Raw genomic sequence first — 25,289 nt, 5'->3', positions numbered from 1 at the left:
TGAGCAAAATGCCCCACGCTCAGGAGCAATTATAGCCAATAAATACTGCCGTAAAAGACAGATACCTGAGAGCTACCGAGAGATAACTATTTGAAACGCCTAAAATTAAATTACCTGCTCATCGGGCTGGTTATGGTGCTGCTCGCGCTTGCACTGTGGCCGTCGATACCCTGGTACGGCGGTGCAACCGACCGCATCGCGCAGATAAAATCGCGAGGAGTTTTACGTGTGAGCACGATAAATTCTCCTTTGACCTATTACACCGTCAATAAATCACCGGCCGGTATGGACTACGAGCTGGCAAAACGCTTTGCCGATTATCTCGGCGTGAAGCTGGAAGTAACCGTGCGCCCGAACCTGAGCGATCTGTTTGACGATCTGGAAGATGACAAAGCTGATGTGCTGGCGGCCGGTTTAATTTACAACAATGAGCGTCTGGCACATTTTCGCGCCGGTCCGACCTACTATTCCGTTTCGCAGCAGCTGGTGTACCGCATCGGCGCAGCCAGACCGAAGAACCTCGGCGATCTGAAAGGACGGCTGATCGTCGCATCCGGCTCAGCCTATCTTTCCACCCTGCGCGGTTCGAAAGAAAATCAGTACCCGGACCTCGACTGGGCGATCTCCACCGATCAAACGCCGCAGACGCTGCTGCAGGCGGTTGCCGATGGCAAAATCGATTATACGGTGGGTGATTCGGTCACTATTGGCCTGATGCAGCGTATCCATCCGCAGCTGGCGGTGGCGTTTGATATCACCGATGAAGAGCCCGTCACCTGGTATATCCAGCGGGAACAGGACGACAGCCTGAATGCGGCGATGCTCGACTTCTATAACGAGATGGGCGAAGAAGGTGCAATGGCGCGTCTGGATGAGAAGTATCTCGGCCACGTCGGTACTTTTGACTATGTTGATACCCGGACATTCCTGCGAGCCATCGATGGCACGCTACCGGCGATCCAGCCGCTGTTTGAGAAATATGCGCAGAGCATCGACTGGCGACTGCTGGCGGCAATCTCTTACCAGGAATCACACTGGAACCCCCAGGCTACCTCGCCAACCGGCGTGCGCGGGATGATGATGTTAACGCGTAATACCGCAGACAGCCTGAACGTGACGGACCGTACCGATCCCGAGCAAAGCGTACGCGGCGGCAGCGAGTATTTGGTAAAGATGATGGAGAAAGTGCCGGCAGGAATCCCGGATGATGAACGCATCTGGTTCGCCCTCGCCGCTTACAATATGGGTTATGCCCATATGCTGGATGCGCGCAAGCTGACGGAAAAACAGCAGGGTAATCCTGACAGCTGGGCAGATGTAAAGCTGCGTCTGCCGATGTTAAGCCAGAAGCGTTACTACAGCCAGACCACCTATGGCTATGCGCGCGGGCACGAAGCCTACGCGTATGTCGAGAATATTCGTAAGTATCAGATAAGCCTGGTGGGATACCTGGAAGATCAGGAAAGAAAGCTGGCGCAGAAGGCCGCAACCGAGGCCGAGTTGGGTAACGCCTACCCTGCCGTTCCGCCGCAGCTGGCGATGAACTGAGGCTAAATCGCCTTCCCCGCCTGACGCTGCGCTTTTTTCTCCGCGCGCCGATGGCGGAAAAAGTCGCTTAGCATCGCCGCACACTCCGTCGCCAGAATGCCTTCTTCTATTTGCACCTGATGGTTCATGCCGGGATGCCCCAGTACATCAAGCAGCGAGCCTGCCGCACCGGTTTTTCCATCGCGTGCACCAAACACCAGCCTGCCGATGCGGCTGTGAACCATCGCCCCCGCACACATCACGCACGGCTCCAGTGTTACGTACAGCGTGGTGTTAAGCAGTCGGTAATTTTCAATGACTTTCCCACCCTGCCGCAACGCCATGATTTCCGCATGCGCGGTAGGATCGTGATGGCCGATTGGCCGGTTCCAGCCTTCGCCGATCGCCCGCCCTTCATGAACCAGCACCGCGCCAACCGGAACTTCACCTTCGTCCCAGGCTCGGCGGGCCAGCATCAGCGCGTGGCGCATCCAGTATTCATCATTATTGTCGCTCACCTGAGTCTCCAGCGGAAAAAAAGCGCGACATTATACACTGATTACGCCCGACAGACCGCGCTTATTCCAGCTGTTGCAGCTCCCCCACGGGGGTTACGCGGAAACGGTGCTGGCAGAAGAACAGCAGCGGGTTATCCTGATTACTGTCACTGTACCCACTGTAGAGCTGAAGTGGCGTGCCGATCTGCTCTTCCAGCTGCGCGACCTTTTCGTGCCCCAGGCAGCGAAGCGCCAGCACCCGTCCGCCCCTGGCACGGGACATCTGGCTGGCGATCAGTTTAACCTTCGGCAGAAACGCGGAATCGAAATACACTTGCTCCACCAGCGGCTGCGGCGATCCGGTGATTAACCAAACGTCGGCATCATCGCTGTTGAGGTAGTCCGTCAGGCGCTGCTGCACCACCGGAAAAGCCTTCACGCGCTGGCGAAACCAGCTGGCGAACTCATTTTCCCGCTGCTGCAGACGCTGCTCGCTGTGACCAAAGGTAATGGACCACAGCAGCAGGCTCATTGGCCAGCGGGCAGCACGGCCGCGCAATAACAGTCCCCCAGCCACCACCGGCAGCAGCGGTAATACCAGCAGCAGGTTTAATGGCTGACGACGCAGCATCCAGCGCATGTAGGTACCAAACATATCCTGCTTGTGCAGCGTACCGTCGAGGTCAAAAAAAATAACGCGTCGTTCCTGACCGGTTGTCAAACCTTACTCCTCGCAGTCAATAAATCTTAAAATTGGGTGAAGAGGAAGCTGTTGTTCAGCCTCCCCGATCGGCCCGTTACTCACGTCTTCGCCGTCGGGCTGAGTTCACCAGCAGCAAAGCACGCTACACCCGTAGCGTACAGAGAATAAGTGTAGTCAGAAGTGAGTGAAGAACTCGCTTTTAGCGCTCGTTAAGCGCGGCGCGAAGAAAACCACCGTGCCTGGCAAGCCGCTCGCGCGCCTCGGAGCCTGGCAGATCGGCCAGGATCATCAGGATGGCCGTTTTAGCTTCATAGTCGACCTGCCCTAATGCGTCATCGGCCTGCTGCGGAGTACAACCGGTCGCTTCGCACACCATACGACGCGCGCGATCCACCAGTTTAATATTGGTGGCTTTCATATCGACCATCAGGTTTTGCCAGACCTTGCCGATTTTCACCATCGCACCGGTGGAGATCATATTCAGTACCAGCTTTTGTGCAGTACCAGACTTCAGGCGGGTGGATCCCGTTAGCGCTTCCGGTCCTACCACCGGCGAAATAGCAATTTCCGCTTCGCGGGCAATTGGCGATCCGGGATTGCAGGAAATTGCTGCCGTGCGACATCCGTGCTGGCGGGCATAGCGTAGCGCACCGATGACGTAAGGCGTGCGGCCGGATGCGGCCAGGCCGATCACCATATCATCAGGGCTGAGATCCAGCCCCTGCAAATCGCTCACGCCGAGCTGTTCGTCGTCTTCAGCACCCTCAACGGCCTTAAACATCGCCCCCGGCCCCCCGGCAATCAAACCAATCACCAGATCGTGTGATACACCAAAGGTCGGCGGACATTCGGATGCATCCAGCACGCCAAGGCGGCCGCTTGTACCTGCTCCCATATAGATGATGCGACCACCGGCAGATAGTGCGGCGGCGGCGGCGTCAACGGCCTTTGCTACCTGTGGCAGAGTCAGGCTTACCGCCGCAGCCACGGTGGCATCCTGCTGGTTAAATTTGCTGACCATCTCCAGCGTTGACAGGCTGTCGAGGTCAAGAGTGTCCGCATTGCGGGTTTCTGACACCAGTGAACCCAGATCCATTCTTCCCCCTTGACTGAATTTTTAATTCGAACAGACATTTCATTTGTTGAATATTTTATTCAAAATAAACCGTTTTTACACTAAGATCATTGTAAACGTTAGTAGAACGACGAGATGCAGAAAAATCCGGCACGCAACTCGGCCTCCCCTGAGGGCATTGCATTTTGGCCCGGTAAAGAATGGAAACTGCTAATCAATAGGTTAGACTTTGCGTCATGCCTGTTATCATTGCTGCCAATTCAACGTGATGAGTTCGAATTGGCAAGAGGAAAAGAGATGAGTTCACTGCTGCGTATTCGTCAGCTGTATCCCAGCCTGGCACTCAATGAGCGCCGCCTGGCTGACTACCTGTTGTCGCAGCCGGACCGCGCACGCCACCTGAGTTCACAAAAGCTGGCGGATGAATCCGGCGTCAGCCAGTCCAGCGTGGTGAAGTTTGCCCAAAAGCTGGGCTATAAAGGTTTCCCGGCGCTGAAACTGGCACTCAGTGAGTCGCTGGCAGACAAAGACGCGATTACCGTGCATAACCTGATTCTCAGCGACGACCCCCTTAAAACCGTGGGCGAAAAGCTGTTTACGGAAAAGATGTCCGCCATTCGCGCCACGCTGGATATCAACAGTGAAGAGATGCTGCTGGAGACGCTGCGCCTGCTGCGAAACGCGAAGCGTATTGTTCTGGTGGGTATTGGCGCTTCCGGTTTGGTGGCAAAAGATTTTTCGTGGAAGCTGATGAAGATTGGTATCAGCGCGGTTGCAGAGCAGGATATGCATGCACTGCTGGCCAGCGTGCAGGCGATGAGCCCCGGCGATGTGCTGCTGGCGATCTCCTACACCGGCGAGCGACGGGAAATCAACCTGGCGGCGCAGGAAGCACAACGGATTGGCGCCACGGTGCTGGCTTTTACCGGCTTTACACCGAATACGCTACAGCAGGCGGCGTCTCACTGTCTCTATACGGTGGCAGAGGAGCAAACCACCCGCAGTGCCGCTATATCCTCCACTATGGCACAGCTGGCACTAACCGATCTGTTGTTTATGGCACTGATCCAGCGCGATCCTGAACGTGCAACTAGCCATATTCGGCACAGTGAGGCGCTGGTTAAGAAGTTGACTTGAATATAGAACCAGAAAGCTAATAACCGTCTTAATGTCTTTATGCGGCTAAAACATCGACGTTATTGGGGCTATCAGCTAATTGTGATACAGTGCGCGGCATTGAATTTGCAACAGTAAGTTAATGAATTCCAGATTTATCAACTTGTTAACCTACTGATTAAATTAATTTAACGGCACCTCATCCAAGATGGCTCTACTGATCACCAAACGCTGTATCAACTGCGATATGTGCGAACCTGAATGCCCCAACGAAGCGATTTCGATGGGCGTGGAGTATTACGAGATCGACACCGATCGCTGTACAGAGTGCGTAGGCCATTACGATGCGCCCACCTGTCAGCAGGTCTGCCCGATTGATAACACCATTATTGTTGACCCACAGCGGGTAGAGACGAACGACCAGCTGTGGGATAAATTCGTGGTGCTGCACCCTGCGGGTTAGCTTTCAATAATTACCGTCGCACAGGCATAGTGGCGCTCATCGGCCAGGGTAACATGAACGTGCATCACGCCCAGCTTCTTTGCCACTTCCTGCGCGTGCTGGAAGAATCTTAACCCCGGCTTGCCTAACTCGTCGTTGTAAACCTCAAACTGATTAAACGCCAGACCGCCACGAATACCGGTGCCGAAGGCTTTTGCCGCCGCCTCCTTCACCGCGAAACGCTTGGCCAGGAACCGCACCGGCTGCTGATGCGCCTGGTACTGCGCCCACTCATTGGGGCTGAGCACCCGCTTCGCCAGCCGGTCCCCCGAGCGTGAGATCACCCCTTCAATGCGGGCAATCTCCACAATATCCGTACCCAGGCCAAGAATAGCCATTAGCGACGCGCTTCCCGCATCAGCTGCTTCATCTCTTTAACTGCATCCGCCAGGCCACTGAAAACCGCACGGCCAATGATCGCGTGGCCAATGTTCAGCTCGTGCATCTCCGGCAGCACGGCAATAGGCTGAACGTTATGGTAGGTCAGGCCGTGACCGGCATTGACCTTCAGTCCTTTACCTGCAGCATAGGTTGCCGCTTCGGCAATGCGTGCCAGCTCGGCATCGCGCGCCGGGCCTTCTGCCGCTTCGGCGTAAGCCCCGGTATGGATTTCAATATAAGGGGCACCGGAAGCCACAGCGGCGTCGATTTGCCCACGATCGGCGTCAATAAACAGAGAAACGAGGATGCCGGCATCGTTCAGGCGCTTAACCGCAGCCGTCACTTTTTCCAGCTGACCGGCCACATCCAGCCCGCCTTCGGTGGTCACCTCTTCACGTTTTTCTGGGACCAGGCAACAAAAGTGCGGCACGATCTCGCAGGCGATATCGATCATCTCATCGGTAACGGCCATTTCCAGATTCATACGGGTCTGAATAGTCTGGCGCAGAATACGCACATCGCGATCGGTGATGTGGCGACGGTCTTCACGTAAATGGACGGTAATGCCGTCAGCACCCGCCTGCTCTGAGACAAATGCCGCCTGAACCGGGTCGGGATAATTAGTACCGCGAGCGTTGCGTACGGTAGCAACGTGATCAATGTTTACGCCTAACAGTAACTCAGCCATGGGGTCCTCTGGTAATCGCGAATGTTTTATCGAGTGTACAACGTTCGACGGGCGCAGGGGTATGACCTGTCGCTATTCGTCTGCCGCAGGCGGAGTGTCCGCTCGTTTTCTCGGCAGAAACTGGCGAAACAGCTCAGTGCTTTTTAGCGGCCGGCCGCCGAGATAGGGTTTGAGTGCAATACGGGTAAAACGCTTGGCCGCCCGCAGGGTGTCGGCATCGGGGAATTCTCGCTGCCAGAGCGCGCGCAGCTGTCGACCGGTGAAGCTGCGGTTGTTGACCACCAGGCTGGCAATAAAGCCCTTCTCTTCCCGGTAGCTGTAGGTCATCTCATCGGCGACCTCTTCACCGCTTCCGGCGCAGTGCATGAAATCCACGCCGTAGCCGAGATGCCCCAGCATTGCCAGCTCAAAGCGGCGCAGCACAGGCTCCGGCGAGCCGGACGTTGCCGCCAGTGCCTGAATACAGTGCAGGTAGTCAAAAAAGAGTTCGTTGAAGGCTGTTTCGTGCTCCAGCACGCGGGTGAGCAGTTCGTTGACGTACAGGCCACAGTAGAGGGTAGTACCGCTGAGCGGAAGCGCCAGCGAAACGGGTTCAGCGCCGCGCAGGGTTTTCACCTCGCCGCGCCCTCCCCAGCGTACCAGCAGAGGGGTGAAGGGTTGCAGAGCACCCTTGAGGCTGGAACGTTTGGAGCGGGCACCTTTCGCCATGACCCGCACCCTGCCGTGCTGTTCAGAAAACAGATCGAGCAGCAGGCTGGTTTCGCTCCACGGGCGTGCGTGCAGAACAAATGCGCGTTGCCAGCCTTCCATCAAAATCAGAGGTCGTCAGTATAGCCCAGGCTGCGTAGGGCACGTTCATCATCCGCCCAGCCGGACTTCACTTTAACCCACAGCTCAAGGTGCACCTTCGCCTCGAACATCTCTTCCATATCTTTACGCGCTTCCGTACCGATCACTTTGATCTTGGCGCCTTTATTGCCGATGACCATCTTCTTCTGCCCTTCACGCTCAACGAGGATCAGGCCATTGATATCATAGCCGCCGCGCGTGTTAGAGACGAACTGCTCAATCTCGACGGTCACCGAGTACGGCAGTTCTGCTCCGAGGAAACGCATCAGCTTTTCACGGATGATTTCAGAAGCCATAAAGCGCTGAGAACGATCGGTCACGTACTCTTCCGGGAAGTGATGCTCCGCTTCCGGCAGCAGCTTGTGAACGATATTCGCAATCGTATCAACGTTATTGCCTTTTTCAGCCGAAATCGGCACCACGTCCATAAAGTTCATCTGCTCGCTCAGGAACTGCAGATGCGGCAGTAGAATGCTTTTATCAGTGATATTGTCGACCTTGTTGATCGCCAACAGCACCGGTACTTTGTTGTCTTTCAGTTTGTTCAGCACCATTTCGTCGTCGGCGGTCCATTTGGTGCCCTCAACGACAAAAATCACCAGCTCAACGTCGCCGATAGAACTGCTGGCTGCACGGTTCATCAGGCGGTTAATCGCCCGCTTTTCTTCCATATGCAGACCAGGGGTATCCACGTAAATCGCCTGATAGGCACCTTCGGTGTGGATGCCCATAATACGGTGGCGGGTGGTTTGCGGTTTACGCGAGGTAATGGAAACCTTCTGCCCCAGGAGCTGGTTCAGCAAGGTCGATTTACCGACGTTTGGACGGCCTACAATAGCAATAAAGCCGCAATGGGTGGTTTGTTCGCTCATTCAATTCCCAGCTTAATCAGCGCCTGTTCGGCCGCTGCCTGCTCAGCTTTGCGACGGCTTGAACCGGTTCCCACAACCGGATCTGCCATGCCGCTTACCTGGCAGTGGATAGTAAATTCCTGATCGTGCGCTTCGCCACGGACCTGCACCACCAGATAGGATGGCAACGGCAGATGGCGACCCTGCAGAAACTCCTGCAGGCGCGTTTTCGGATCTTTTTGTTTATCGCCCGGGCTGATCTGCTCAAGACGGCTGGCGTACCAGCTGAGGATCAGCTGCTCAACCGTTCTGATATCGCTGTCGAGGAATACCCCTCCGATCAGCGCTTCGACCGTATCAGCCAGAATCGATTCACGACGGTAACCGCCGCTTTTCAGCTCGCCCGGCCCAAGGCGCAGGCATTCACCGAGGTCAAACTCTCGTGCCATTTCCGCCAGCGTATTACCGCGAACCAGCGTGGCTCGCATACGGCTCATATCGCCTTCATCCACGCGCGGGAAGCGATGATAAAGGGCATTGGCGATGACATAGCTCAGAATAGAGTCGCCCAGAAATTCCAGTCGCTCGTTATGTTTGCTGCTGGCGCTACGGTGAGTCAGTGCCTGCTGTAACAATTCCTGATGAGTAAAAGTGTAGCCCAACTTGCGTTGAAGCTTGTTAATTACGATGGGGTTCATGCGTTACCAATTTCTGAATGCGTCAATTATGCTGCACACGGAACAGGGCTGAGCCTGAACACCAACACGATCTGTTTCGTGTGCAGTGGCTCCCCAAAGCGGGAAGCCAACCGTTAAATATACTCACCCTACGATGAGTATTAGTGAATGCCACCAATCCGGCTCAGACGTACGCCGGTCGGCCATTCGCCTTCCTGTTTTTCGAAGCTCATCCAGATAGCCGTCGCTTTACCCACCAGATTGCGTTCCGGGACAAAGCCCCAGTAGCGGCTGTCGGCGCTGTTATCTCGGTTGTCGCCCATCATAAAGTACATGCCCTGCGGCACAACCCACGTGGACTGCTCCTGGCCTGGCTGCTGATAGTAAGAAGCGGCCTGGCTTGGCATCTGAGTCACCAGTAGAATCCGGTGAGTCACGTCGCCAAGTGTTTCATTACGCGTTGCCAGGCGCAGACCACCAGGCATGGATTCACCCTGCGGCACCTGGAAGAAACCATTGCCGGCTTCATTGCCGTTAAAACCGCTGAAGGTCTGGATAAAGTCGCTTGGCTCTACGTCAGAGTAAGTCACCGGCAGCGCGGTTTCACACTTGCCACCACCGCAGCCAGGCGTGACTGATACCGTTTTACTCAGCGGATCGTAGGTAACCCGATCGCCGGGAACACCAATGGCACGCTTAATATAGTCCAGACTTGGATCTTTCGGGTATTTAAATACCACCACGTCACCACGCTTAGGATGCCCGGTTGGGATCAGCGTAGTCTGGGTGATCGGGTCTTTGATGCCATAAGCATATTTTTCCACGAGGATAAAATCCCCGATCAGCAGCGTCGGCATCATCGATCCTGAAGGGATCTGGAACGGCTCAAAAATAAATGAACGCACCACGAAAACCACCAGCAGTACAGGGAACACCGATGCCGTAGTTTCTACCCAGCCCGGCTGTTTATCCGCTTTGGTTTCTGGCGTGCCTTCGGCTTTTGCCGCTGCGCGCTTCGCCCGGCGGGCCGGTGCCCATTTATACTTGTCGATACACCAGATAATCCCGGTGACCAGCGTTGCTATCGCCAGAATCAGGGCGAACATATTAGCCATTCCAGTTCCCTCAAAGCCCTAAATGTGGGCTTATTTACTGTCTTTACCTACGTGGAGAATGGCAAGGAACGCTTCCTGCGGAAGCTCAACGTTACCCACCTGCTTCATGCGTTTCTTACCGTCTTTCTGTTTCTGCAGCAGCTTTTTCTTACGGCTGACGTCACCGCCGTAACACTTGGCGAGAACGTTTTTACGCAGCTGTTTAACGGTTGAACGAGCGATAATGTGCGTACCAATCGCCGCCTGAATCGCAATGTCAAACTGCTGACGAGGGATCAGATCTTTCATCTTCTCGACCAGTTCGCGGCCGCGATACTGCGAGTTATCACGGTGGGTGATCAGCGCCAGCGCATCAACACGCTCGCTGTTGATCAGCACATCCACGCGCACCATGTCAGAGACCTGGAAGCGCTTAAAGTTGTAATCCAGTGACGCATAGCCACGTGAAGTCGACTTCAGGCGGTCGAAGAAATCGAGCACCACTTCCGCCATTGGAATTTCATAGGTCAGCGCAACCTGATTACCGTGGTAAACCATGTTGGTCTGCACGCCGCGTTTTTCAATACACAGCGTAATCACGTTTCCGAGGTACTCCTGCGGCAGCAGCATATGGCATTCTGCAATCGGCTCACGCAGCTCTTCAATATTGTTCAGCGGCGGCAGTTTGCCTGGGCTGTCGACATAGACAATCTGACCATCGGTGGTTTGTACTTCATACACTACGGTTGGCGCCGTGGTAATCAGTTCGAGATCGTACTCACGCTCCAGGCGTTCCTGGATAATTTCCATGTGCAGCAGACCAAGGAAGCCGCAGCGGAAACCAAAGCCCAGGGCCGTTGAACTTTCCGGCTCGTAGAACAGAGAAGCGTCGTTCAGGCTCAGCTTGCCCAGCGCGTCGCGGAAGGCTTCATAGTCGTCGGAGCTGATCGGGAACAGACCGGCGTAAACCTGTGGCTTCACTTTTTTGAAGCCAGGCAGCGCTTTATCCGCCGGGTTACGTGCCAGCGTCAGGGTATCGCCCACCGGCGCACCGAGGATGTCTTTAATCGCACAGACCAGCCAGCCTACATCGCCACAGTTCAGCACGTCGGTATCTTCACGTTTTGGTGTGAAAATACCTAAGCGGTCGGCGTTGTAAACCTGACCGGTGCTCATCACCTTGATCTTGTCGCCCTTGCGCATGGTGCCGTTCTTGATACGCACCAGCGACACAACGCCCAGATAGTTATCGAACCAGGAGTCGATAATCAGCGCTTGCAGCGGGCCTTCCGGGTCGCCTTCCGGCGGCGGAATATCACGTACCAGACGTTCCAGTACGTCGGGCACGCCAACGCCGGTTTTCGCCGAGCAGCGCACTGCATCAGTAGCGTCGATGCCAACGATATCTTCAATTTCCTGAGCAACGCGCTCAGGATCGGCAGCTGGCAGGTCGATCTTATTCAGAATCGGCACCACTTCCAGATCCATTTCCATCGCGGTATAGCAGTTTGCCAGCGTCTGGGCTTCAACACCCTGACCGGCATCAACCACCAGCAGTGCGCCTTCACACGCCGCCAGAGAACGGGAAACTTCGTAAGAGAAGTCAACGTGTCCCGGGGTATCGATGAAGTTCAGCTGGTAGGTCTGTCCATCAGGAGCGTGATAATCGAGGGTAACGCTCTGCGCTTTAATGGTAATGCCGCGCTCACGTTCTAAATCCATGGAATCCAGAACCTGTGCAGCCATTTCACGTTCGGTCAGGCCACCGCAAATCTGAATCAGACGGTCAGAGAGCGTCGATTTGCCGTGGTCAATGTGGGCGATGATCGAAAAGTTTCTTATGTGCTTCATTATTGAGGTTTTTCTGCCTTACAAATTCTGGAACTCTCGCGATATAAAATCAGGAGAGCGTGATATCACAGGCGAACAGAGGCCCGAAAGGCTGCATTCTACACTACATATCAAAGGGGTGGAATCATCGCGGGGTGCCAATAGTACCAGCAACGGCGTGGAAACAAAGAATTGCGCAAATATTAGGCGAGGTATCACTCTGCCCGCCAGGTACTGACCGGGGCAGAGGCGATAAGGATCAGGCATCGGTGGAGACGTGCAGCGCATCCGGCGGCAGTGCCACGCTGAGAATTACCGGCTGGTACGAAGCGGAACGGCCCAGCACGCTGGAAATACCGCGGGCGATGATAAAACCACCAATACCGCCCAGCAGCGCACCGCAGGCAGCGGCCAAATCGCTGTGGAACAGCATCTGGAACAACCCGGCAATAATAAACAATCCGACCAGCGGCGACATATAAACCAGCAGCGCCGAACTCAGCAGGCTGGATTCAGCAATACCCAACTCAATACGCTGGCCTGGAATCAACGGCTCGGCACTGGCAATTTTCATCACATGGGCATTTTTCGGACCAAGCTTGTTCAGCATATGGCTGCCGCAGCCTTTACGCGCGGAACAGCTGCTGCAGGAGGTTTTAATTTCCGAATGCAGCGTAGCCACGCCGTTTTGCCACGAGACAACCGTAGCCCATTCTCTCATCATGGTGTCGTACCTAAAGTAATGCTGTCAGCAATGCGTTTAGCAGTAGCAGGTGGCAATTCACCCACTACGGTAATTTCCGCATTATTACGCACTTCAGTTTGCACCGTACGACGCCCAGTGCGCAATTGCTGAGAGGTGCTGTTTTTATCGGCAAGAGTAATGTTTACCGAGAAGCTGAACAGACCATCAGAGTAGAGGCGCGATTCTACCGGGCGGTTTAGCGATGGGATCTGGCGTCGGCTCTGCGCCACTTCCTTCATTCCGGCCGGTAACCATCCTGCCTTCCAGTTGAACGCCACCTTGTTACCCGCAGGCACCGACAGCGAAGGCGGCAAGTTCGCAGTTTCCAGTCCCTGCATCAACTTACTGACGCCCTGATCGACGGCAAAACTGATCACGCGATACTGCTCAAGCGTTTCACCATCGCGATCGAGCAAATCAACACGCAGCGGCAGTTTAGTTTCACTGTCCAGCCAGACAACATAACCATAACGGGTACCGTCGCGAGAGACGATTCGAATCACTTCACAAAGCTGATCGGCAATACGCGTGCGGCCAACCGGAACAAAATCATAGTTGCTGGCAAGATGCTGAAAATCGGCATAAACCAGCGCAGGCAGCGAATCAACGATATGATCGCCAGCCATGGTGAAGGGTTCCAGGCCTGGTTCGAAATAGCTGATTTCACTGCCGCGCTGAATGATCTCTCGACGAGGCCCATCCATTTGCAGCAGCTGTGCGTAGGTTTTGTTGTCAATGACCGCATGACGATAGCGAAGGGATTCGATCCCCAGTCTGGAGACATTGATATAGGCGAGTTCATAACTGAGAGACTGGCTTGCCTGCTCCATCTGTTGTAACAGCGCCCCGGACGGAGATTGTGCCGGGGCGACAGAGGAGTACATCAGGCTGCCAGCCAGAAGGCTGACGGCACACCAAAGCTGCTTCATTACTGCTGTTGCATTCCTAAGGACTGATTACCGGGAACCTGAGCAGCAGCCTGCTGGTCAGGATTTTGATCGAACTGCAGCTGTTCTGCATGCAGACGACGCTGAAGCTCATAGTCCTGCAGCAGTGCATTCACGCGACGACGCTGATCCTGCACCTGCTGATTGACTTTGCTGGTGCTGGTTGCGTTTTCAGACGGCACGCCAAGGCTAACCTGCGAAGCCTGCCCCATCATCGGCAGCGTATTAAACGCCGGAGAATCGGAGGACTGGCCTACAACGGGCTTATTGTACTGCTGAACGCCGACGATGACCGCCAGTGAAACGCAGGCGGCCAGGCCAACCTGAGTAATCTGAGCAGCCCATGGACGTAATTTGCCCCAGAACGGCATCGCTGCAGCTTCTTCGGGTTTCGGCTGAGCTTCCGGGATCAATCGGATGACAGTTTTCGCTGGCTCATCTTCGATAGCCGCGGCCACGCGGGCAGCGATATCAAAATCCAGCAGCTGTGGGACATCGCCACGCAGCGTATCGCGGATCAGATGATAGCTTTCCCAGTTTTTCTGTAGTGCTGCATCGGAATTGAGAGCCGACATCAGCTCGGTATCCAGTGCTTCACCATCCATTAAAGCGGAAAGTTGTTCTTTCTGCATGCCTCAATACCCTTCCTGTGTACGTTATTACTAACGTTGGATAAGCGGTTGAATTTTATTATCAATAGCTTCTCGTGCACGAAAAATTCGTGACCGAACCGTACCCACCGGACAATCCATGATAACCGCTATCTCTTCGTAGCTCAGGCCATCAAGTTCGCGCAGTGTAATCGCCATGCGCAGATCCTCGGGTAACGTTTCGATAGTACGAAAAACTATCTGTTTCAGTTCTTCTGACAACATTAAGTTCTCAGGGTTCGAAATTTCTTTCAGCGCTCCCGCACTTTCGAAATTTTCTGCGTCGATAGCGTCCACATCGCTGGACGGCGGACGACGCCCCTGAGCCACCAGATAATTTTTAGCCGTATTGACGGCAATTCGATAGAGCCAGGTATAGAAAGCACTATCTCCCCGGAACGATTCCAGCGCACGATAGGCTTTAATAAATGATTCCTGCACAACGTCAGGAACATCTCCTGAAGGTACATAGCGGGAAACCAGGCTTGCCACTTTATGCTGGTAGCGTACTACCAGTAAATTGAATGACTTCTGATCGCCCTTCTGCACACGCTCAACGAGAATCTGATCCGTTAACTGCTCGCTCATCCGAGGTAAAATCTCCCCAAATCTGTTTCCACGCGTAACCAAACTCCCAGTGATAACCCAATATTGTTTTCGAGCAAGCACGCGATTTGAGTGGTTTTCATTGGAGAAGTTCCATTACGCCATTATTTTTGTGAGGTCATCAGGACATATTTACAAATCAGCTCGCTTTTTTATGCATTCTTACCGATTTGTAGGCCACTGCCTTTCTTTGAAACCTGAACTCATGGTTCATCACCCTGATAACGCCCGCAGAGTAACGCATGGGGCCAGGTTTTTCACCCTCTAATCGCTTCAAAAAGCTTCGGCTCACACTATTAATAACCCTGAATTGCGTGTTAAGCCTGATGTACGCGGCAAATTTCCACATCTTAATACAGCTCACACTCTGCACACTGGTCGATAAAAAGCCTTTTTGCCTGATTAATTTGAATGCTATGCTCAGCAAACAACCTGTTTAGTAAATTAAACACCATGACGCATTCTTCCGATTACAGCTGTGATGTCTTGATTATTGGCAGCGGTGCAGCTGGCCTTTCTCTGGCGCTGCGCCTTGCGGCAAAACACCGCGTTACCGTGCTCAGCAAAGGCCCGGTCAGCGAAGGTTCAACTTTTTATGCTCAGGGCGGCATTGCGGCGGTGTTTGATGAAACTGACAGCATTGAATCCCATATTGAGGATACGCTCATCGCCGGCAGCGGGCTGTGCGATCGCGATGCCGTTTCTTTTATCGCCAGTAATGCCCGCCACTGCGTGCAGTGGCTGATTGATAACGGCGTACTTTTCGACAAAGAGACGGCAGGAAACAGCGAGCAGCCTTATCACTTAACTCGCGAAGGCGGCCATAGCCACCGCCGTATCCTGCACAGCGCCGACGCCACCGGCAAAGCCGTTGAAACAACCCTGGTCAGCCAGGCGCTTAGCCACCCCAACATTACGTTGATTGAACGAAGCAACGCCGTTGACCTGATCGTCTCCGACAAGATCGGCCTGCCGGGTGAACGCCGGGTAGTCGGCGCCTATATCTGGAACCGCAAACGTGAAAAAGTGGAGTCCTGCCGTGCGCGGGCCGTGGTGCTGGCAACCGGCGGCGCAGCAAAAGTGTATCAATACACCACCAATCCGGATGTCGCTTCCGGCGACGGTATCTCGATGGCATGGCGTGCCGGCTGTCGGGTCGCCAATCTTGAGTTTAATCAGTTCCACCCCACCTGCCTGTTCCATCCTGATGCCCGAAACTTTCTGCTGACTGAAGCTCTCCGCGGTGAAGGCGCACTGCTAAAACGTCCTGATGGCTCCCGCTTTATGCCGGACTTCGATGCACGCGGCGAACTGGCGCCGCGTGATATCGTAGCCCGGGCGATTGACCACGAAATGAAGCGGCTGGGTGCTGACTGCATGTATCTGGACATCAGCCATCAGCCGCCGGACTTTATCCGCGCGCATTTCCCTACCATTTACGAAAAGCTGCTGACGCTGGGCTTCGATCTCACCAGCCAGCCGATCCCTATCGTTCCGGCGGCGCACTATACCTGCGGTGGCGTGATGGTAAATCAGCAGGGACAAACCGATCTCAGCGGGCTGTATGCCATTGGGGAAGTCAGCTATACCGGGCTGCACGGCGCAAATCGCCTGGCTTCAAACTCTCTGCTGGAGTGCCTTGTTTACGGCTGGTCAGCGGCGGAAGATATCGATCGCCGCCTGGCTGACGTTGAAATAGTGACGGCGCTTCCGGTATGGGATGAAAGCCGCGTGGACGATTCCGATGAGCGCGTGGTGATCCAGCATAACTGGCATGAACTGCGGCTGTTTATGTGGGACTACGTGGGGATTGTTCGCACCACTAAACGCCTGGAACGCGCGCTGCGGCGCATTAACACCCTGCAGCAGGAAATTGACGAGTACTACGCCAATTTCCGCATTTCTAACAACCTGCTGGAGTTGCGCAATCTGGTACAGGTTGCCGAACTGATGGTGCGATGCGCCCTCGATCGCAAAGAAAGCCGCGGCCTGCACTATACGCTCGACTATCCTGAAGCACTGGGCGAAGCCAGACCGACGGTGCTGGCTCCCCGATTAGCGGAATAAATAGAAGTCGCGGGTCAGACTACAGTGCGCCTCAGAGTAGTGCTGATCCGGCCCGCGAATCGTCATACGATCCAGCATCTGCTCACCCGCCTGTGGCGATAGCGCCAGCATGACGCGGTTCGGTGGCCGGGTATCGTTATCTGCCACATCGGTGCGGAACCGCAGATGCCAGCCGCGCTGTAGGGCAATCTCAACCAGCGCACTCCCGGCAGATTCCGGCAGGATCACGCAGAAAAATCCGTCTTCCGTGATGAGCTGCTCGGCACAGCCCAGCAGTGCTTCATGCGTGAGCGCGCCGGTATAACGGGCGGAAGCGCGTTCCGGGGTCGCACAGTCCGAACCCGGTGCAAAATAGGGCGGATTGCTGACAATCAGCGAATAACGCTGTTCACAACCCGTCGTCCATTCAAGAATATCAGCCTGATGAACCCGAATTCGGTCCGGCCACGGCGACGCGGCAACGTTTTCCTGCGCCTGCTCTGCCGCCGCCGCATCAAGCTCGACGGCATCAACCTGTACCGATTCCGCGGTACGCTGCGCCAGCATCAGTGCAATCAGACCGCTGCCCGTACCGATATCCAGCACGCGGCGGACGTTAGCAACCGGAGCCCAGGCCCCAAGCAGTACGCCGTCGGTCCCCACCTTCATGGCACAGCGATCGTGCGCGACGAAAAATTGTTTAAAGGTAAACCCGTTGGCACGGAGAATGGCTTTCTGTTGCGACATTTGACTGACCTGAAAGAGAAACGGCGCTAGCATAGGGCAAACCATGACGAAGGAAAAGTCATTAACCCGATACAAACAGATGAAGATCGCGTTCAATCTGTCTATAATCAGCGCCCCAAACTGAGGTAGACCATGACTGTAACCACTTTTTCCGAACTCGAACTAGACGAAAGCCTGCTGGAAGCTCTGCAGGAAAAAGGCTTCACGCGCCCCACTGCCATTCAGGCCGCGGCGATCCCGCCAGCACTGGAGGGTCGCGACGTTCTGGGTTCGGCACCAACCGGTACAGGCAAAACTGCGGCCTACCTGCTGCCCGTCCTGCAGCACCTGCTCGACTTCCCGCGTAAGAAGTCCGGCCCTCCGCGCGTTCTGATTTTAACGCCAACGCGCGAACTGGCCATGCAGGTTGCCGAGCAGGCACGTGAACTCGCTAAACATACCCACCTGGACATCGCGACCATTACCGGCGGCGTGGCATTTATGAACCACGCGGAAGTCTTCAGCGAAAACCAGGATCTGGTGGTAGCCACCACCGGACGTCTGCTGCAGTACATTAAAGAAGAGAACTTTGACTGCCGCGCGGTTGAAACCCTGATCCTTGATGAAGCCGACCGCATGCTGGACATGGGCTTTGCGCAGGATATTGAGACTATCAGCGCCGAAACGCGCTGGCGTAAACAGACGCTGCTGTTCTCCGCCACGCTGGAAGGGGAAGCCATCAAGGACTTCGCCGAGCGTATTCTGAACGAGCCGGTCGAAGTTGAAGCCGATCCGGCGCGCCGCGAGCGTAAAAAAATCCAGCAGTGGTATTACCGTGCGGATGATACGCAGCATAAAACCGCCCTGCTTATTCACCTGCTTAAACAGCCGGAAGTGACCCGTGCAGTGATCTTCGTGCGTAAGCGTGAGCGCGTTCATGAAGTCTGCGCGTGGCTGCGTGAAGCCGGGATCAATACCAGCTACCTCGAAGGGGAACTGGTGCAGGCCAAGCGTAACGAGGCCATCAAGCGTGTTATTGAAGGCCGCGTTAACGTACTGGTCGCTACTGATATCGCCGCGCGCGGTATTGATATCGATGATGTCAGCCACGTATTCAACTTCGATATGCCGGTAACGGCAGATACCTATCTGCACCGCATTGGTCGTACAGGCCGTGCCGGTAAGAAAGGCATCGCTATCTCGCTGGTTGAAGCGCACGATCACCTGCTGCTGGGCAAAATCAGTCGCTATATCCAGGAGCCGCTGAAGTCGCGCGTCATCGAAGAACTGCGCCCGACTACCCGTCCACCAAATGAGAAGCTGAAAGGCAAACCATCTAAAAAGGTGCTGGCGAAGCGCAAAGAGAAAAAAGAAAAGGCGAAAGAAGACGAGAAGCCGCGCGCTAAACTGCGTCACCGCGATACCAAAAACATTGGTAAACGCCGCAAGCCAAGCGCTGCTAAAACCGACGGTGCTGAATAATCACACTGCATAACAAAAAACCGCCTTCGATGGGCGGTTTTTTTTTGCCCCTTAGCGGTAAAAACAAGCCGTTGAAGCGAAAATGAGGCACTGTATTCATTACCCGTTTCCCGGCTAACGTCAAAGCTTGCTGAAAGATAAAAAAAACGCCAGCAATCAGTAAATTAAACCGAATGCTGGCGTGATGCGTTTATCAACAGCTCACCAATAAAATCCGGTGATTATCGCTTATAAACTCTCAGTAAAGGTACGGGTAATCACATCACGCTGCTGTTCCGGCGTCAGAGAATTGAAACGCACGGCATAGCCTGATACGCGGATAGTCAGCTGCGGATATTTTTCCGGATGCTTAACCGCTTCTTCCAGCGTTTCGCGGCTCAGTACGTTCACATTCAGATGCTGACCGCCTTCTACACGCACCTCGGGTTTAACTTCCAGCGGAATTTCGCGATATTCGATTTGCCCCAGATCGCTGACCGGCACAACCTGATCTTCACTGTAGCCAGATTTCGCACATACGCAGCGAGCTTCCGCTTTCTCGCTGTCCAGCAGCCAGAATGAATTCAGCAGTGCGCTATTTTTTGCTTGAGTAATTTGAATTCCGGTAATCATGATGTTGCCTCCCAGGCAGTGGGCGCAGATTGAAACTGCGCACGGTTGAATGGATAAACCAGTCTTCTGTATATCAGCCCCAAATGCTCCCCTCTTTGACCCAAATCAACTGATGGAAATCGTCAATTAGGGCTCAGAAAGTAACATTCTGTTTTATATCAATATTCCCTTGACTTGAATTTCTAATATTTTTGTAAATATTCAATTATTTTTTAAGTTTAACCCCTTATCAAACCACGCTAAGCTACGCGTTCTACAGACTTAAAGGAGTTGGCGATGGTCAATACCATGACCTGGCACGATGTGCTGGCTGAGGAAAAAGAGAAACCTTACTTCAGGGAAACGCTGGCTGCGGTCGCCGCAGAGCGTGCGGCCGGCAAAACGGTTTATCCGCCACAAAAAGACGTGTTTAACGCTTTTCGCCTGACGGAATTGGGGCAGGTAAAAGTGGTTATTCTGGGCCAGGACCCTTATCACGGCCCGAATCAGGCACATGGCCTGGCCTTTTCCGTCCTGCCGGGCGTGGCGGTACCGCCGTCACTGGTGAATATGTACAAAGAGCTGGTGACGGATATTCCCGGGTTTCAGCGGCCTAATCACGGCTTTCTGGAAAGCTGGGCGCATCAGGGCGTCATGCTGCTCAACACCGTTCTGACCGTTGAAGGTGGCAAAGCGCACTCACACGCTAAATTTGGCTGGGAAACCTTTACTGATAACGTGATTGCCGCAATCAATCAGCATCGCGAAGGCGTGGTCTTTCTGCTGTGGGGTACCCATGCGCAGAAGAAAGGCAGCATTATTGACCGGAAGCGCCACCACGTTTTACAGGCTCCGCACCCCTCCCCGCTGTCGGCCCATCGTGGCTTCTTCGGTTCCGCGCACTTCTCTAAAACCAATCAGTGGCTGATTGAACGGAATGAAGCGCCGATAGACTGGACGCCACATCTTCCTGAATAACCGCGATAAAAAAAGCACCTTGCGGTGCTTTTTTTATGATTTAACTATCAGGCTTTCGCTTTTGCCACCGCAACCATCGCCGGGCGTAACAGGCGACCGTTCAGGGTGTAGCCGCGCTGCATCACCATCATTACGTGGTTTGGCGCAACGTCTTCGGATTCCATCATCGACATCGCCTGGTGCACATCCGGGTTGAACGGTACGTTGGTATCGCCCACCACTTCCACACCAAATTTACCCACCGCGTTCAGCAGCGATTTCATCGTCAGGTCGATACCTTCGATCATCGCAGCCAGTTCCGGGTTGGTCTTATCAGCCACTTCCAGTGCACGCTCAAGGCTGTCGATTACCGGCAGCAGCTCGTTAGCGAATTTTTCCAGCGCAAACTTGTGCGCCTTCTCAACGTCCATTTCCGCACGACGGCGAATATTTTCAATCTCGGCCTGAGCGCGCAGCTGCGCATCGCGCACTCCGCCCAGAGATTCAGCCAGCTGGGCTTCAAGCTGCGCAATACGTTCATCGCGCGGGTCCACCCCATCTGCTGCTTCTGTAGCCTGGTTTTTCGCCTGCTCGATCTCAATTTCGTCTGAGACTTGCTCGTTTGGTGTGTTCTGTTCTTTACTACTCATGAATTTCTCCGCGTTTGTGCATATTCCATCGCTGGTTCGCTTATTATGGGGATCAGAATCGCGGTTTCAAGGGAACCAGTCACATTGTCGGGGGAGTTTACCTCGTAAGGAATGCCAGAATCATGAACAACCACTTCAACTGCATCGGGATCGTCGGTCATCCCCGGCATCCTACCGCGCTCACCACCCATGAAATGCTGTACCGCTGGCTCACTGCACGCGGCTATCAGGTGATCATTGAGCGCCAGATTGCCCGCGAGTTGAAACTGGAAGGGGTGGAAACCGGCACGCTGGCCGAAATCGGCCAGAAAGCGGACCTTGCGGTGGTGGTCGGCGGTGACGGCAATATGCTCGGTGCCGCACGCGTGCTGGCGCGTTATGATATTAAGGTTATCGGCATCAACCGTGGTAATCTCGGTTTTCTGACCGATCTCGACCCGGACAACGCCCAGCAGCAGCTGGCGGACGTGTTGGAAGGCGAATACTTTGTAGAAAGCCGTTTTTTGCTGGAAGCACAGGTTTGCCGTCAGTCAGGTGCACCGCGCATCGGCACCGCCATCAATGAAGTGGTCCTGCACCCGGGCAAAGTCGCCCATATGATTGAGTTTGAAGTTTATATCGATGAGAGTTTCGCCTTTTCGCAGCGTTCCGACGGCCTGATCATCTCCACGCCGACTGGCTCCACCGCCTATTCTCTCTCAGCGGGTGGCCCGATCTTAACTCCATCGCTGGACGCGATTGCGATAGTGCCAATGTTCCCGCACACCCTTTCGGCGCGACCGCTGGTGATTAACAGCAGCAGCACGATCCGCCTGCGCTTTTCCTCCCTGCGCAGCGATCTGGAAATCAGCTGCGACAGCCAGATCGCCCTGCCGATCCAGGAAGGGGAAGATGTGCTGATCCGCCGTAGCGATTACCACCTCAATCTTATCCACCCAAAAAATTATAACTATTTCAATACGCTAAGCTCAAAACTTGGCTGGTCAAAAAAATTGTTCTAAATCTGTGCCTGGCTACTTTACTGGTCATAAAACCAGTATATACTGTATGAAAAACCATATATGTGTTTTCATACAGGAAGGCAACTATGCTGGCACAACTGACCATCAGTAACTTTGCTATCGTTCGTGAACTGGAGATCGACTTTCAGCGCGGCATGACGGCAATCACCGGCGAAACCGGTGCGGGTAAGTCCATCGCTATTGACGCGCTGGGGCTTTGTCTGGGTGGTCGTGCCGAAGCGGATATGGTTCGCCAGGGCGCATCCCGTGCGGATATCTGCGCCCGCTTTTCGTTGAAGGATACGCCTTCAGCCCAGCGCTGGCTGAGCGATAACCAGCTGGATGACGGCAACGAGTGCCTGCTGCGCCGCGTTATCAGCAGCGATGGCCGCTCACGCGGATTCATCAATGGCACTTCGGTGCCGCTCTCCCAGCTGCGTGAACTGGGCCAGGCGCTGATTCAGATCCACGGCCAGCACGCGCATCAGCTGTTGCTCAAACCCGAACACCAGAAAACCCTGCTGGATGCCTACGCGGGCGAAACGCTGCTGCTGCAAAACATGGCGCAGCGCTATCGCCAGTGGCACCAGAGCTGCCGCAACCTGGCACACCATCAGCAGCAGGCACAGGAGCGGGAAGCGCGCCGCGAACTGCTGCAGTACCAGTTGAAAGAGCTGAATGAATTCGCCCCGGTACAGGGCGAGTACGAGCAGATCGATGAAGAGTATAAGCGCCAGGCCAACAGCGGCCATCTGCTCTCCGTCAGCCAGCAGGCGCTGCTGATGCTGGCGGATGGCGAAGATCATAATCTGCAAAGCCAGCTGTATACCGTTCGTCAACTGATGGGCGAGCTTACCGAGATGGATGACAAACTCAGCGGCGTGTTTGGCATGCTGGAAGAGGCTGCGATCCAGATTAGCGAAGCCAGCGACGAGCTGCGCCACTACTGCGATCGGCTGGATCTGGACCCTAATCGCCTTCAGGAGCTGGAACAGCGCCTGTCGCGGCAGATCAGCCTTGCCCGCAAGCATCATATCGCGCCGAAGGAGCTGCCCTCCTTCCATCAGCAGCTGCTGGCAGAACAACAACTGCTGGACCAGCAGGAAAGCGATCAGGATGAACTGACGCAGGCGGTAAGCGAACACCACGCAGCCGCATTGCACTGCGCCGAACAGCTGCATGAACGCCGCGCGCACTTTGCCGAAGAGCTGGGGCGCCTAATCACCGAAAGTATGCACGCGCTGTCAATGCCGCACGGCCGCTTCACTATCGATCTACAGTTCAACCCTGAGCACCTGACGGCGGAAGGCGGCGATCGCATTGATTTCCGCGTCAGCACCAACCCCGGCCAGCCGCTACAGCCGCTGGCGAAAGTGGCCTCCGGCGGTGAGCTGTCGCGCATCGCGCTGGCTATTCAGGTGATTACCGCTCGTAAGATGGATACCCCGGCCCTGATCTTCGATGAGGTCGATGTTGGTATTAGCGGACCAACTGCCGCCGTGGTGGGCAAAATGCTGCGCCAGCTGGGTGAATCAACTCAGGTGATGTGTGTGACTCACCTGCCGCAGGTTGCAGGCTGTGGCCATCAGCACTTCTTCGTCAGCAAAGAAACCGATGGCGAAATGACTGAAACCCATATGCAGAGCCTGGACAAACGCTCACGCCTGCAGGAACTGGCACGTTTACTGGGTGGAAGTGAGGTCACTCGCAACACGCTGGCGAACGCAAAAGAACTTTTAGCCGCCTGAGCATTGCACTTTTTTACCGGTTTGTGGTCATATCCTTGCTTCGCAGAGGTTTTAAACTGCGTAAAGGTTTATTATCATCGGCAACTTACGCTGGTATCGTAGTTGTACACTGATAGACCCAGATTGCCGGGGCGGCTGCTTCAGGTGGGTGGGGATATAAATAGCCACAAAGGAATAAACATACTTATGCGCTGTAAAACGCTGACTGCTGCTGCGGTGGTTCTTCTGATGATGACCGCTGGATGTTCCACTCTGGAGCGAGTGGTTTACCGGCCTGATATCAACCAGGGTAACTACCTGGTTGCCAACGATGTTGCCAAGATCCACACCGGTATGACGCAACAGCAGGTTGCTTACACTCTGGGTACGCCGATGATGCACGATCCGTTCGGCAACAACGTCTGGTACTACGTATTCCGCCAGCAGCCTGGCCATGAGCCAATCAAGCAGCAAACCCTGACACTGACTTTCGACAGCAACGGCACGCTGACCAACATTGATAATAAACCGGCTCTGACAAAATCTGAGGGTTGATCCACTCCGCCTTAACGGCTGTGGAATGGATACAAAATAAGGCGCAACGGCGCCTTATTTTTTTGCCGCGCGCTCGGCGCGCTGTCGGCGCAGTTCTTTCGGATCGGCAATCAACGGGCGATAAATCTCAATACGATCTCCGCTCTGCACTTCATCATGCAGCTTAACCGGGCGGCTGTAGATGCCGACTTTATTTTCCTTCAGATCGATATCGTTGCGCAGGTCGAGCAGGCCCGAAGCCCGGATAGCCTCTTCAACCGTGCTGCCCTCGGGTACCTTAACGCTATAAAGATACTGTTTTTCCGGCAGTGCATAGACAACTTCAACCGCGATATCAGGCACTGTAGACCTCTTTCGCTCGCTGGGTAAAAGCCTGAACCATGCTGCTGGCCAGCTCTTTAAATACGCGGCCAAATGCCAGTTCTACCAGCATATTGGTGAACTCGAAATCCAGGTTCAGCTCAACTTTGCAGGCTTCATCGCTCAACGCAATAAATCGCCAGCCGCCGCTCAGTTTGCGGAACGGACCATCAACCAGCTGCATATGGATGCTCTGGTTATCCGTCAGGGTATTGCGGGTAACAAAGGTTTTACTGATGCCCGCCTTGGAAACATCTACGGATGCGGTCATCTGATCGTTGCTGGCATCAAGTACACGGCTGCCGGTACAACCCGGCAGAAATTCCGGATAGCTGCTGACATCATTCACTAACCGGTACATTTGCTCAGCACTGTACGGCACCAGCGCCGAACGACTAATCTGGGACATAACAATTCCTGTCTAAACTTAGAACTTTTGAATAATACCATTGCCGG

28 protein-coding genes are annotated in these 25,289 nt (G+C 54.6%); 9 read left to right on the top strand and 19 right to left on the bottom strand.

The window, feature by feature from the left end; all coding sequences use genetic code 11:
• The first annotated feature begins 90 nt into the window (after positions 1 to 90).
• On the top strand, positions 91 to 1,548 hold the full coding sequence (gene mltF / locus IBT47_RS16800; RefSeq protein WP_105593200.1) for a membrane-bound lytic murein transglycosylase MltF: 1,458 nt from the start codon (positions 91 to 93) through the stop codon (positions 1,546 to 1,548).
• Between the two features lie 2 nt (positions 1,549 to 1,550).
• Here the strand turns inward: mltF and tadA are convergent, their stop codons facing one another.
• From tadA to murQ, 3 genes are all read right to left on the bottom strand, one after another.
• The gene (gene tadA / locus IBT47_RS16795) at positions 1,551 to 2,045 is read right to left on the bottom strand and encodes a tRNA adenosine(34) deaminase TadA (protein ID WP_200561591.1); all 495 of its coding nucleotides are present in this window, start codon (positions 2,043 to 2,045) and stop codon (positions 1,551 to 1,553) included.
• A 61-nt stretch (positions 2,046 to 2,106) separates the two neighbouring features.
• Complete coding sequence (yfhb, locus tag IBT47_RS16790) at positions 2,107 to 2,745, bottom strand: phosphatidylglycerophosphatase C (RefSeq protein WP_105593198.1); 639 nt, start codon at positions 2,743 to 2,745, stop codon at positions 2,107 to 2,109.
• Positions 2,746 to 2,926: 181 nt separating this feature from the next.
• Positions 2,927 to 3,823 (bottom strand): N-acetylmuramic acid 6-phosphate etherase, encoded by an 897-nt coding sequence (gene murQ, locus IBT47_RS16785; RefSeq protein WP_200561588.1) that lies wholly within the window; start codon positions 3,821 to 3,823, stop codon positions 2,927 to 2,929.
• A 276-nt stretch (positions 3,824 to 4,099) separates the two neighbouring features.
• On the opposite strand from murQ, the gene IBT47_RS16780 reads away from it, so the two are divergent.
• Complete coding sequence (locus IBT47_RS16780) at positions 4,100 to 4,939, top strand: MurR/RpiR family transcriptional regulator (protein WP_105593196.1); 840 nt, start codon at positions 4,100 to 4,102, stop codon at positions 4,937 to 4,939.
• 187 nt (positions 4,940 to 5,126) lie between these two features.
• On the top strand, positions 5,127 to 5,381 hold the full coding sequence (locus IBT47_RS16775) for a YfhL family 4Fe-4S dicluster ferredoxin (protein WP_200561586.1): 255 nt from the start codon (positions 5,127 to 5,129) through the stop codon (positions 5,379 to 5,381).
• On the opposite strand, the gene acpS is transcribed toward IBT47_RS16775, so the two are convergent.
• From acpS to rpoE, 11 genes are all read right to left on the bottom strand, one after another.
• Complete coding sequence (acpS, locus tag IBT47_RS16770; protein WP_105593194.1) at positions 5,378 to 5,758, bottom strand: holo-ACP synthase; 381 nt, start codon at positions 5,756 to 5,758, stop codon at positions 5,378 to 5,380. The genes IBT47_RS16775 and acpS overlap by 4 nt on opposite strands.
• The gene (gene pdxJ / locus IBT47_RS16765) at positions 5,758 to 6,489 is read right to left on the bottom strand and encodes a pyridoxine 5'-phosphate synthase (protein ID WP_200561584.1); all 732 of its coding nucleotides are present in this window, start codon (positions 6,487 to 6,489) and stop codon (positions 5,758 to 5,760) included. The genes acpS and pdxJ overlap by 1 nt, the downstream gene beginning before the upstream one ends.
• A 72-nt stretch (positions 6,490 to 6,561) precedes the next feature.
• Positions 6,562 to 7,299, bottom strand: a complete 738-nt coding sequence (gene recO / locus IBT47_RS16760) for a DNA repair protein RecO (protein WP_200561582.1) — start codon at positions 7,297 to 7,299, stop codon at positions 6,562 to 6,564.
• Between the two features lie 5 nt (positions 7,300 to 7,304).
• Positions 7,305 to 8,210 (bottom strand): GTPase Era, encoded by a 906-nt coding sequence (gene era, locus IBT47_RS16755; RefSeq protein ID WP_200561580.1) that lies wholly within the window; start codon positions 8,208 to 8,210, stop codon positions 7,305 to 7,307.
• Positions 8,207 to 8,887, bottom strand: a complete 681-nt coding sequence (gene rnc, locus IBT47_RS16750) for a ribonuclease III (RefSeq protein WP_105593190.1) — start codon at positions 8,885 to 8,887, stop codon at positions 8,207 to 8,209. The genes era and rnc overlap by 4 nt, the downstream gene beginning before the upstream one ends.
• Before the next feature lie 140 nt (positions 8,888 to 9,027).
• Positions 9,028 to 9,981: a signal peptidase I gene (gene lepB / locus IBT47_RS16745; protein ID WP_105593189.1), complete on the bottom strand. Its 954-nt coding sequence runs from the start codon at positions 9,979 to 9,981 to the stop codon at positions 9,028 to 9,030.
• Between the two features lie 30 nt (positions 9,982 to 10,011).
• Positions 10,012 to 11,811: a translation elongation factor 4 gene (lepA, locus tag IBT47_RS16740; RefSeq protein WP_200561578.1), complete on the bottom strand. Its 1,800-nt coding sequence runs from the start codon at positions 11,809 to 11,811 to the stop codon at positions 10,012 to 10,014.
• Positions 11,812 to 12,049: 238 nt separating this feature from the next.
• Positions 12,050 to 12,514 carry a SoxR-reducing system protein RseC gene (rseC, locus tag IBT47_RS16735; protein ID WP_200561576.1) on the bottom strand — a complete coding sequence of 155 codons (465 nt, stop codon included), beginning with the start codon at positions 12,512 to 12,514 and terminating at the stop codon, positions 12,050 to 12,052.
• Positions 12,511 to 13,464: a sigma-E factor regulatory protein RseB gene (gene rseB, locus IBT47_RS16730; RefSeq protein WP_200545625.1), complete on the bottom strand. Its 954-nt coding sequence runs from the start codon at positions 13,462 to 13,464 to the stop codon at positions 12,511 to 12,513. The genes rseC and rseB overlap by 4 nt, the downstream gene beginning before the upstream one ends.
• Positions 13,464 to 14,114, bottom strand: coding sequence for an anti-sigma-E factor RseA (gene rseA, locus IBT47_RS16725; protein WP_200561574.1), 651 nt, complete (start codon positions 14,112 to 14,114; stop codon positions 13,464 to 13,466). Before rseA ends, rseB begins: the two co-directional genes overlap by 1 nt.
• Before the next feature lie 30 nt (positions 14,115 to 14,144).
• Positions 14,145 to 14,720: an RNA polymerase sigma factor RpoE gene (rpoE, locus tag IBT47_RS16720; RefSeq protein ID WP_105593184.1), complete on the bottom strand. Its 576-nt coding sequence runs from the start codon at positions 14,718 to 14,720 to the stop codon at positions 14,145 to 14,147.
• Between the two features lie 471 nt (positions 14,721 to 15,191).
• On the opposite strand from rpoE, the gene nadB reads away from it, so the two are divergent.
• A complete protein-coding gene (nadB, locus tag IBT47_RS16715) occupies positions 15,192 to 16,805 on the top strand; it encodes an L-aspartate oxidase (protein ID WP_200561572.1) in 1,614 nt (537 codons plus the stop codon).
• Here the strand turns inward: nadB and IBT47_RS16710 are convergent.
• On the bottom strand, positions 16,794 to 17,531 hold the full coding sequence (locus IBT47_RS16710) for a tRNA1(Val) (adenine(37)-N6)-methyltransferase (protein WP_200561570.1): 738 nt from the start codon (positions 17,529 to 17,531) through the stop codon (positions 16,794 to 16,796). The genes nadB and IBT47_RS16710 overlap by 12 nt on opposite strands.
• A gap of 132 nt (positions 17,532 to 17,663) precedes the next feature.
• Between IBT47_RS16710 and srmB the strand changes: the two genes are divergently transcribed.
• Positions 17,664 to 18,992, top strand: a complete 1,329-nt coding sequence (srmB, locus tag IBT47_RS16705; protein ID WP_200561568.1) for an ATP-dependent RNA helicase SrmB — start codon at positions 17,664 to 17,666, stop codon at positions 18,990 to 18,992.
• 228 nt (positions 18,993 to 19,220) lie between these two features.
• Here srmB and grcA read toward each other — a convergent pair whose 3' ends face one another.
• Positions 19,221 to 19,604 carry an autonomous glycyl radical cofactor GrcA gene (grcA, locus tag IBT47_RS16700; protein WP_200561566.1) on the bottom strand — a complete coding sequence of 128 codons (384 nt, stop codon included), beginning with the start codon at positions 19,602 to 19,604 and terminating at the stop codon, positions 19,221 to 19,223.
• Positions 19,605 to 19,880: 276 nt separating this feature from the next.
• On the opposite strand from grcA, the gene ung reads away from it, so the two are divergent.
• Positions 19,881 to 20,561, top strand: coding sequence for a uracil-DNA glycosylase (ung, locus tag IBT47_RS16695; RefSeq protein WP_105593179.1), 681 nt, complete (start codon positions 19,881 to 19,883; stop codon positions 20,559 to 20,561).
• Between the two features lie 47 nt (positions 20,562 to 20,608).
• Here ung and grpE read toward each other — a convergent pair whose 3' ends face one another.
• Positions 20,609 to 21,190 (bottom strand): nucleotide exchange factor GrpE, encoded by a 582-nt coding sequence (gene grpE, locus IBT47_RS16690; protein WP_200561564.1) that lies wholly within the window; start codon positions 21,188 to 21,190, stop codon positions 20,609 to 20,611.
• 122 nt (positions 21,191 to 21,312) lie between these two features.
• On the opposite strand from grpE, the gene nadK reads away from it, so the two are divergent.
• The 3 genes from nadK to bamE all read left to right on the top strand — a co-directional run bounded on the left by nadK (position 21,313) and on the right by bamE (position 24,473).
• Entirely contained in the window at positions 21,313 to 22,191 is an 879-nt protein-coding gene (nadK, locus tag IBT47_RS16685; RefSeq protein WP_200561562.1) for an NAD(+) kinase, read from the top strand.
• Positions 22,192 to 22,277: 86 nt separating this feature from the next.
• Positions 22,278 to 23,939, top strand: a complete 1,662-nt coding sequence (gene recN, locus IBT47_RS16680) for a DNA repair protein RecN (protein ID WP_200561560.1) — start codon at positions 22,278 to 22,280, stop codon at positions 23,937 to 23,939.
• 186 nt (positions 23,940 to 24,125) lie between these two features.
• Positions 24,126 to 24,473 carry an outer membrane protein assembly factor BamE gene (bamE, locus tag IBT47_RS16675; protein WP_105593175.1) on the top strand — a complete coding sequence of 116 codons (348 nt, stop codon included), beginning with the start codon at positions 24,126 to 24,128 and terminating at the stop codon, positions 24,471 to 24,473.
• Positions 24,474 to 24,527: 54 nt separating this feature from the next.
• Here bamE and IBT47_RS16670 read toward each other — a convergent pair whose 3' ends face one another.
• The gene (locus IBT47_RS16670) at positions 24,528 to 24,815 is read right to left on the bottom strand and encodes an RnfH family protein (RefSeq protein WP_200561558.1); all 288 of its coding nucleotides are present in this window, start codon (positions 24,813 to 24,815) and stop codon (positions 24,528 to 24,530) included.
• Entirely contained in the window at positions 24,808 to 25,242 is a 435-nt protein-coding gene (locus IBT47_RS16665) for a type II toxin-antitoxin system RatA family toxin (protein WP_105593173.1), read from the bottom strand. The genes IBT47_RS16670 and IBT47_RS16665 overlap by 8 nt, the downstream gene beginning before the upstream one ends.
• Between the last annotated feature and the right edge of the window lie 47 nt (positions 25,243 to 25,289).

It is taken from the genome of Erwinia sp. S43 (assembly GCF_016624745.1).
GTDB lineage: Bacteria > Pseudomonadota > Gammaproteobacteria > Enterobacterales > Enterobacteriaceae > Erwinia > Erwinia coffeiphila.
This window is presented reverse-complemented; position numbering and strand designations above follow the sequence as displayed.

What these genes read in the sequence shown, in the direction of transcription:
- murQ (WP_200561588.1), bottom strand. Translation starts at nt 3,823, where the DNA reads ATGGATCTGGGTTCACTGGTGTCAGAAACCCGCAATGCGGACACTCTT.
- IBT47_RS16780 (WP_105593196.1), top strand. Translation starts at nt 4,100, where the DNA reads ATGAGTTCACTGCTGCGTATTCGTCAGCTGTATCCCAGCCTGGCACTC.
- IBT47_RS16775 (WP_200561586.1), top strand. Translation starts at nt 5,127, where the DNA reads ATGGCTCTACTGATCACCAAACGCTGTATCAACTGCGATATGTGCGAA.
- acpS (WP_105593194.1), bottom strand. Translation starts at nt 5,758, where the DNA reads ATGGCTATTCTTGGCCTGGGTACGGATATTGTGGAGATTGCCCGCATT.
- pdxJ (WP_200561584.1), bottom strand. Translation starts at nt 6,489, where the DNA reads ATGGCTGAGTTACTGTTAGGCGTAAACATTGATCACGTTGCTACCGTA.
- recO (WP_200561582.1), bottom strand. Translation starts at nt 7,299, where the DNA reads ATGGAAGGCTGGCAACGCGCATTTGTTCTGCACGCACGCCCGTGGAGC.
- era (WP_200561580.1), bottom strand. Translation starts at nt 8,210, where the DNA reads ATGAGCGAACAAACCACCCATTGCGGCTTTATTGCTATTGTAGGCCGT.
- rnc (WP_105593190.1), bottom strand. Translation starts at nt 8,887, where the DNA reads ATGAACCCCATCGTAATTAACAAGCTTCAACGCAAGTTGGGCTACACT.
- lepB (WP_105593189.1), bottom strand. Translation starts at nt 9,981, where the DNA reads ATGGCTAATATGTTCGCCCTGATTCTGGCGATAGCAACGCTGGTCACC.
- lepA (WP_200561578.1), bottom strand. Translation starts at nt 11,811, where the DNA reads ATGAAGCACATAAGAAACTTTTCGATCATCGCCCACATTGACCACGGC.
- rseC (WP_200561576.1), bottom strand. Translation starts at nt 12,514, where the DNA reads ATGATGAGAGAATGGGCTACGGTTGTCTCGTGGCAAAACGGCGTGGCT.
- rseB (WP_200545625.1), bottom strand. Translation starts at nt 13,464, where the DNA reads ATGAAGCAGCTTTGGTGTGCCGTCAGCCTTCTGGCTGGCAGCCTGATG.
- rseA (WP_200561574.1), bottom strand. Translation starts at nt 14,114, where the DNA reads ATGCAGAAAGAACAACTTTCCGCTTTAATGGATGGTGAAGCACTGGAT.
- rpoE (WP_105593184.1), bottom strand. Translation starts at nt 14,720, where the DNA reads ATGAGCGAGCAGTTAACGGATCAGATTCTCGTTGAGCGTGTGCAGAAG.
- nadB (WP_200561572.1), top strand. Translation starts at nt 15,192, where the DNA reads ATGACGCATTCTTCCGATTACAGCTGTGATGTCTTGATTATTGGCAGC.
- IBT47_RS16710 (WP_200561570.1), bottom strand. Translation starts at nt 17,531, where the DNA reads ATGTCGCAACAGAAAGCCATTCTCCGTGCCAACGGGTTTACCTTTAAA.
- srmB (WP_200561568.1), top strand. Translation starts at nt 17,664, where the DNA reads ATGACTGTAACCACTTTTTCCGAACTCGAACTAGACGAAAGCCTGCTG.
- grcA (WP_200561566.1), bottom strand. Translation starts at nt 19,604, where the DNA reads ATGATTACCGGAATTCAAATTACTCAAGCAAAAAATAGCGCACTGCTG.
- ung (WP_105593179.1), top strand. Translation starts at nt 19,881, where the DNA reads ATGGTCAATACCATGACCTGGCACGATGTGCTGGCTGAGGAAAAAGAG.
- grpE (WP_200561564.1), bottom strand. Translation starts at nt 21,190, where the DNA reads ATGAGTAGTAAAGAACAGAACACACCAAACGAGCAAGTCTCAGACGAA.
- nadK (WP_200561562.1), top strand. Translation starts at nt 21,313, where the DNA reads ATGAACAACCACTTCAACTGCATCGGGATCGTCGGTCATCCCCGGCAT.
- recN (WP_200561560.1), top strand. Translation starts at nt 22,278, where the DNA reads ATGCTGGCACAACTGACCATCAGTAACTTTGCTATCGTTCGTGAACTG.
- bamE (WP_105593175.1), top strand. Translation starts at nt 24,126, where the DNA reads ATGCGCTGTAAAACGCTGACTGCTGCTGCGGTGGTTCTTCTGATGATG.
- IBT47_RS16665 (WP_105593173.1), bottom strand. Translation starts at nt 25,242, where the DNA reads ATGTCCCAGATTAGTCGTTCGGCGCTGGTGCCGTACAGTGCTGAGCAA.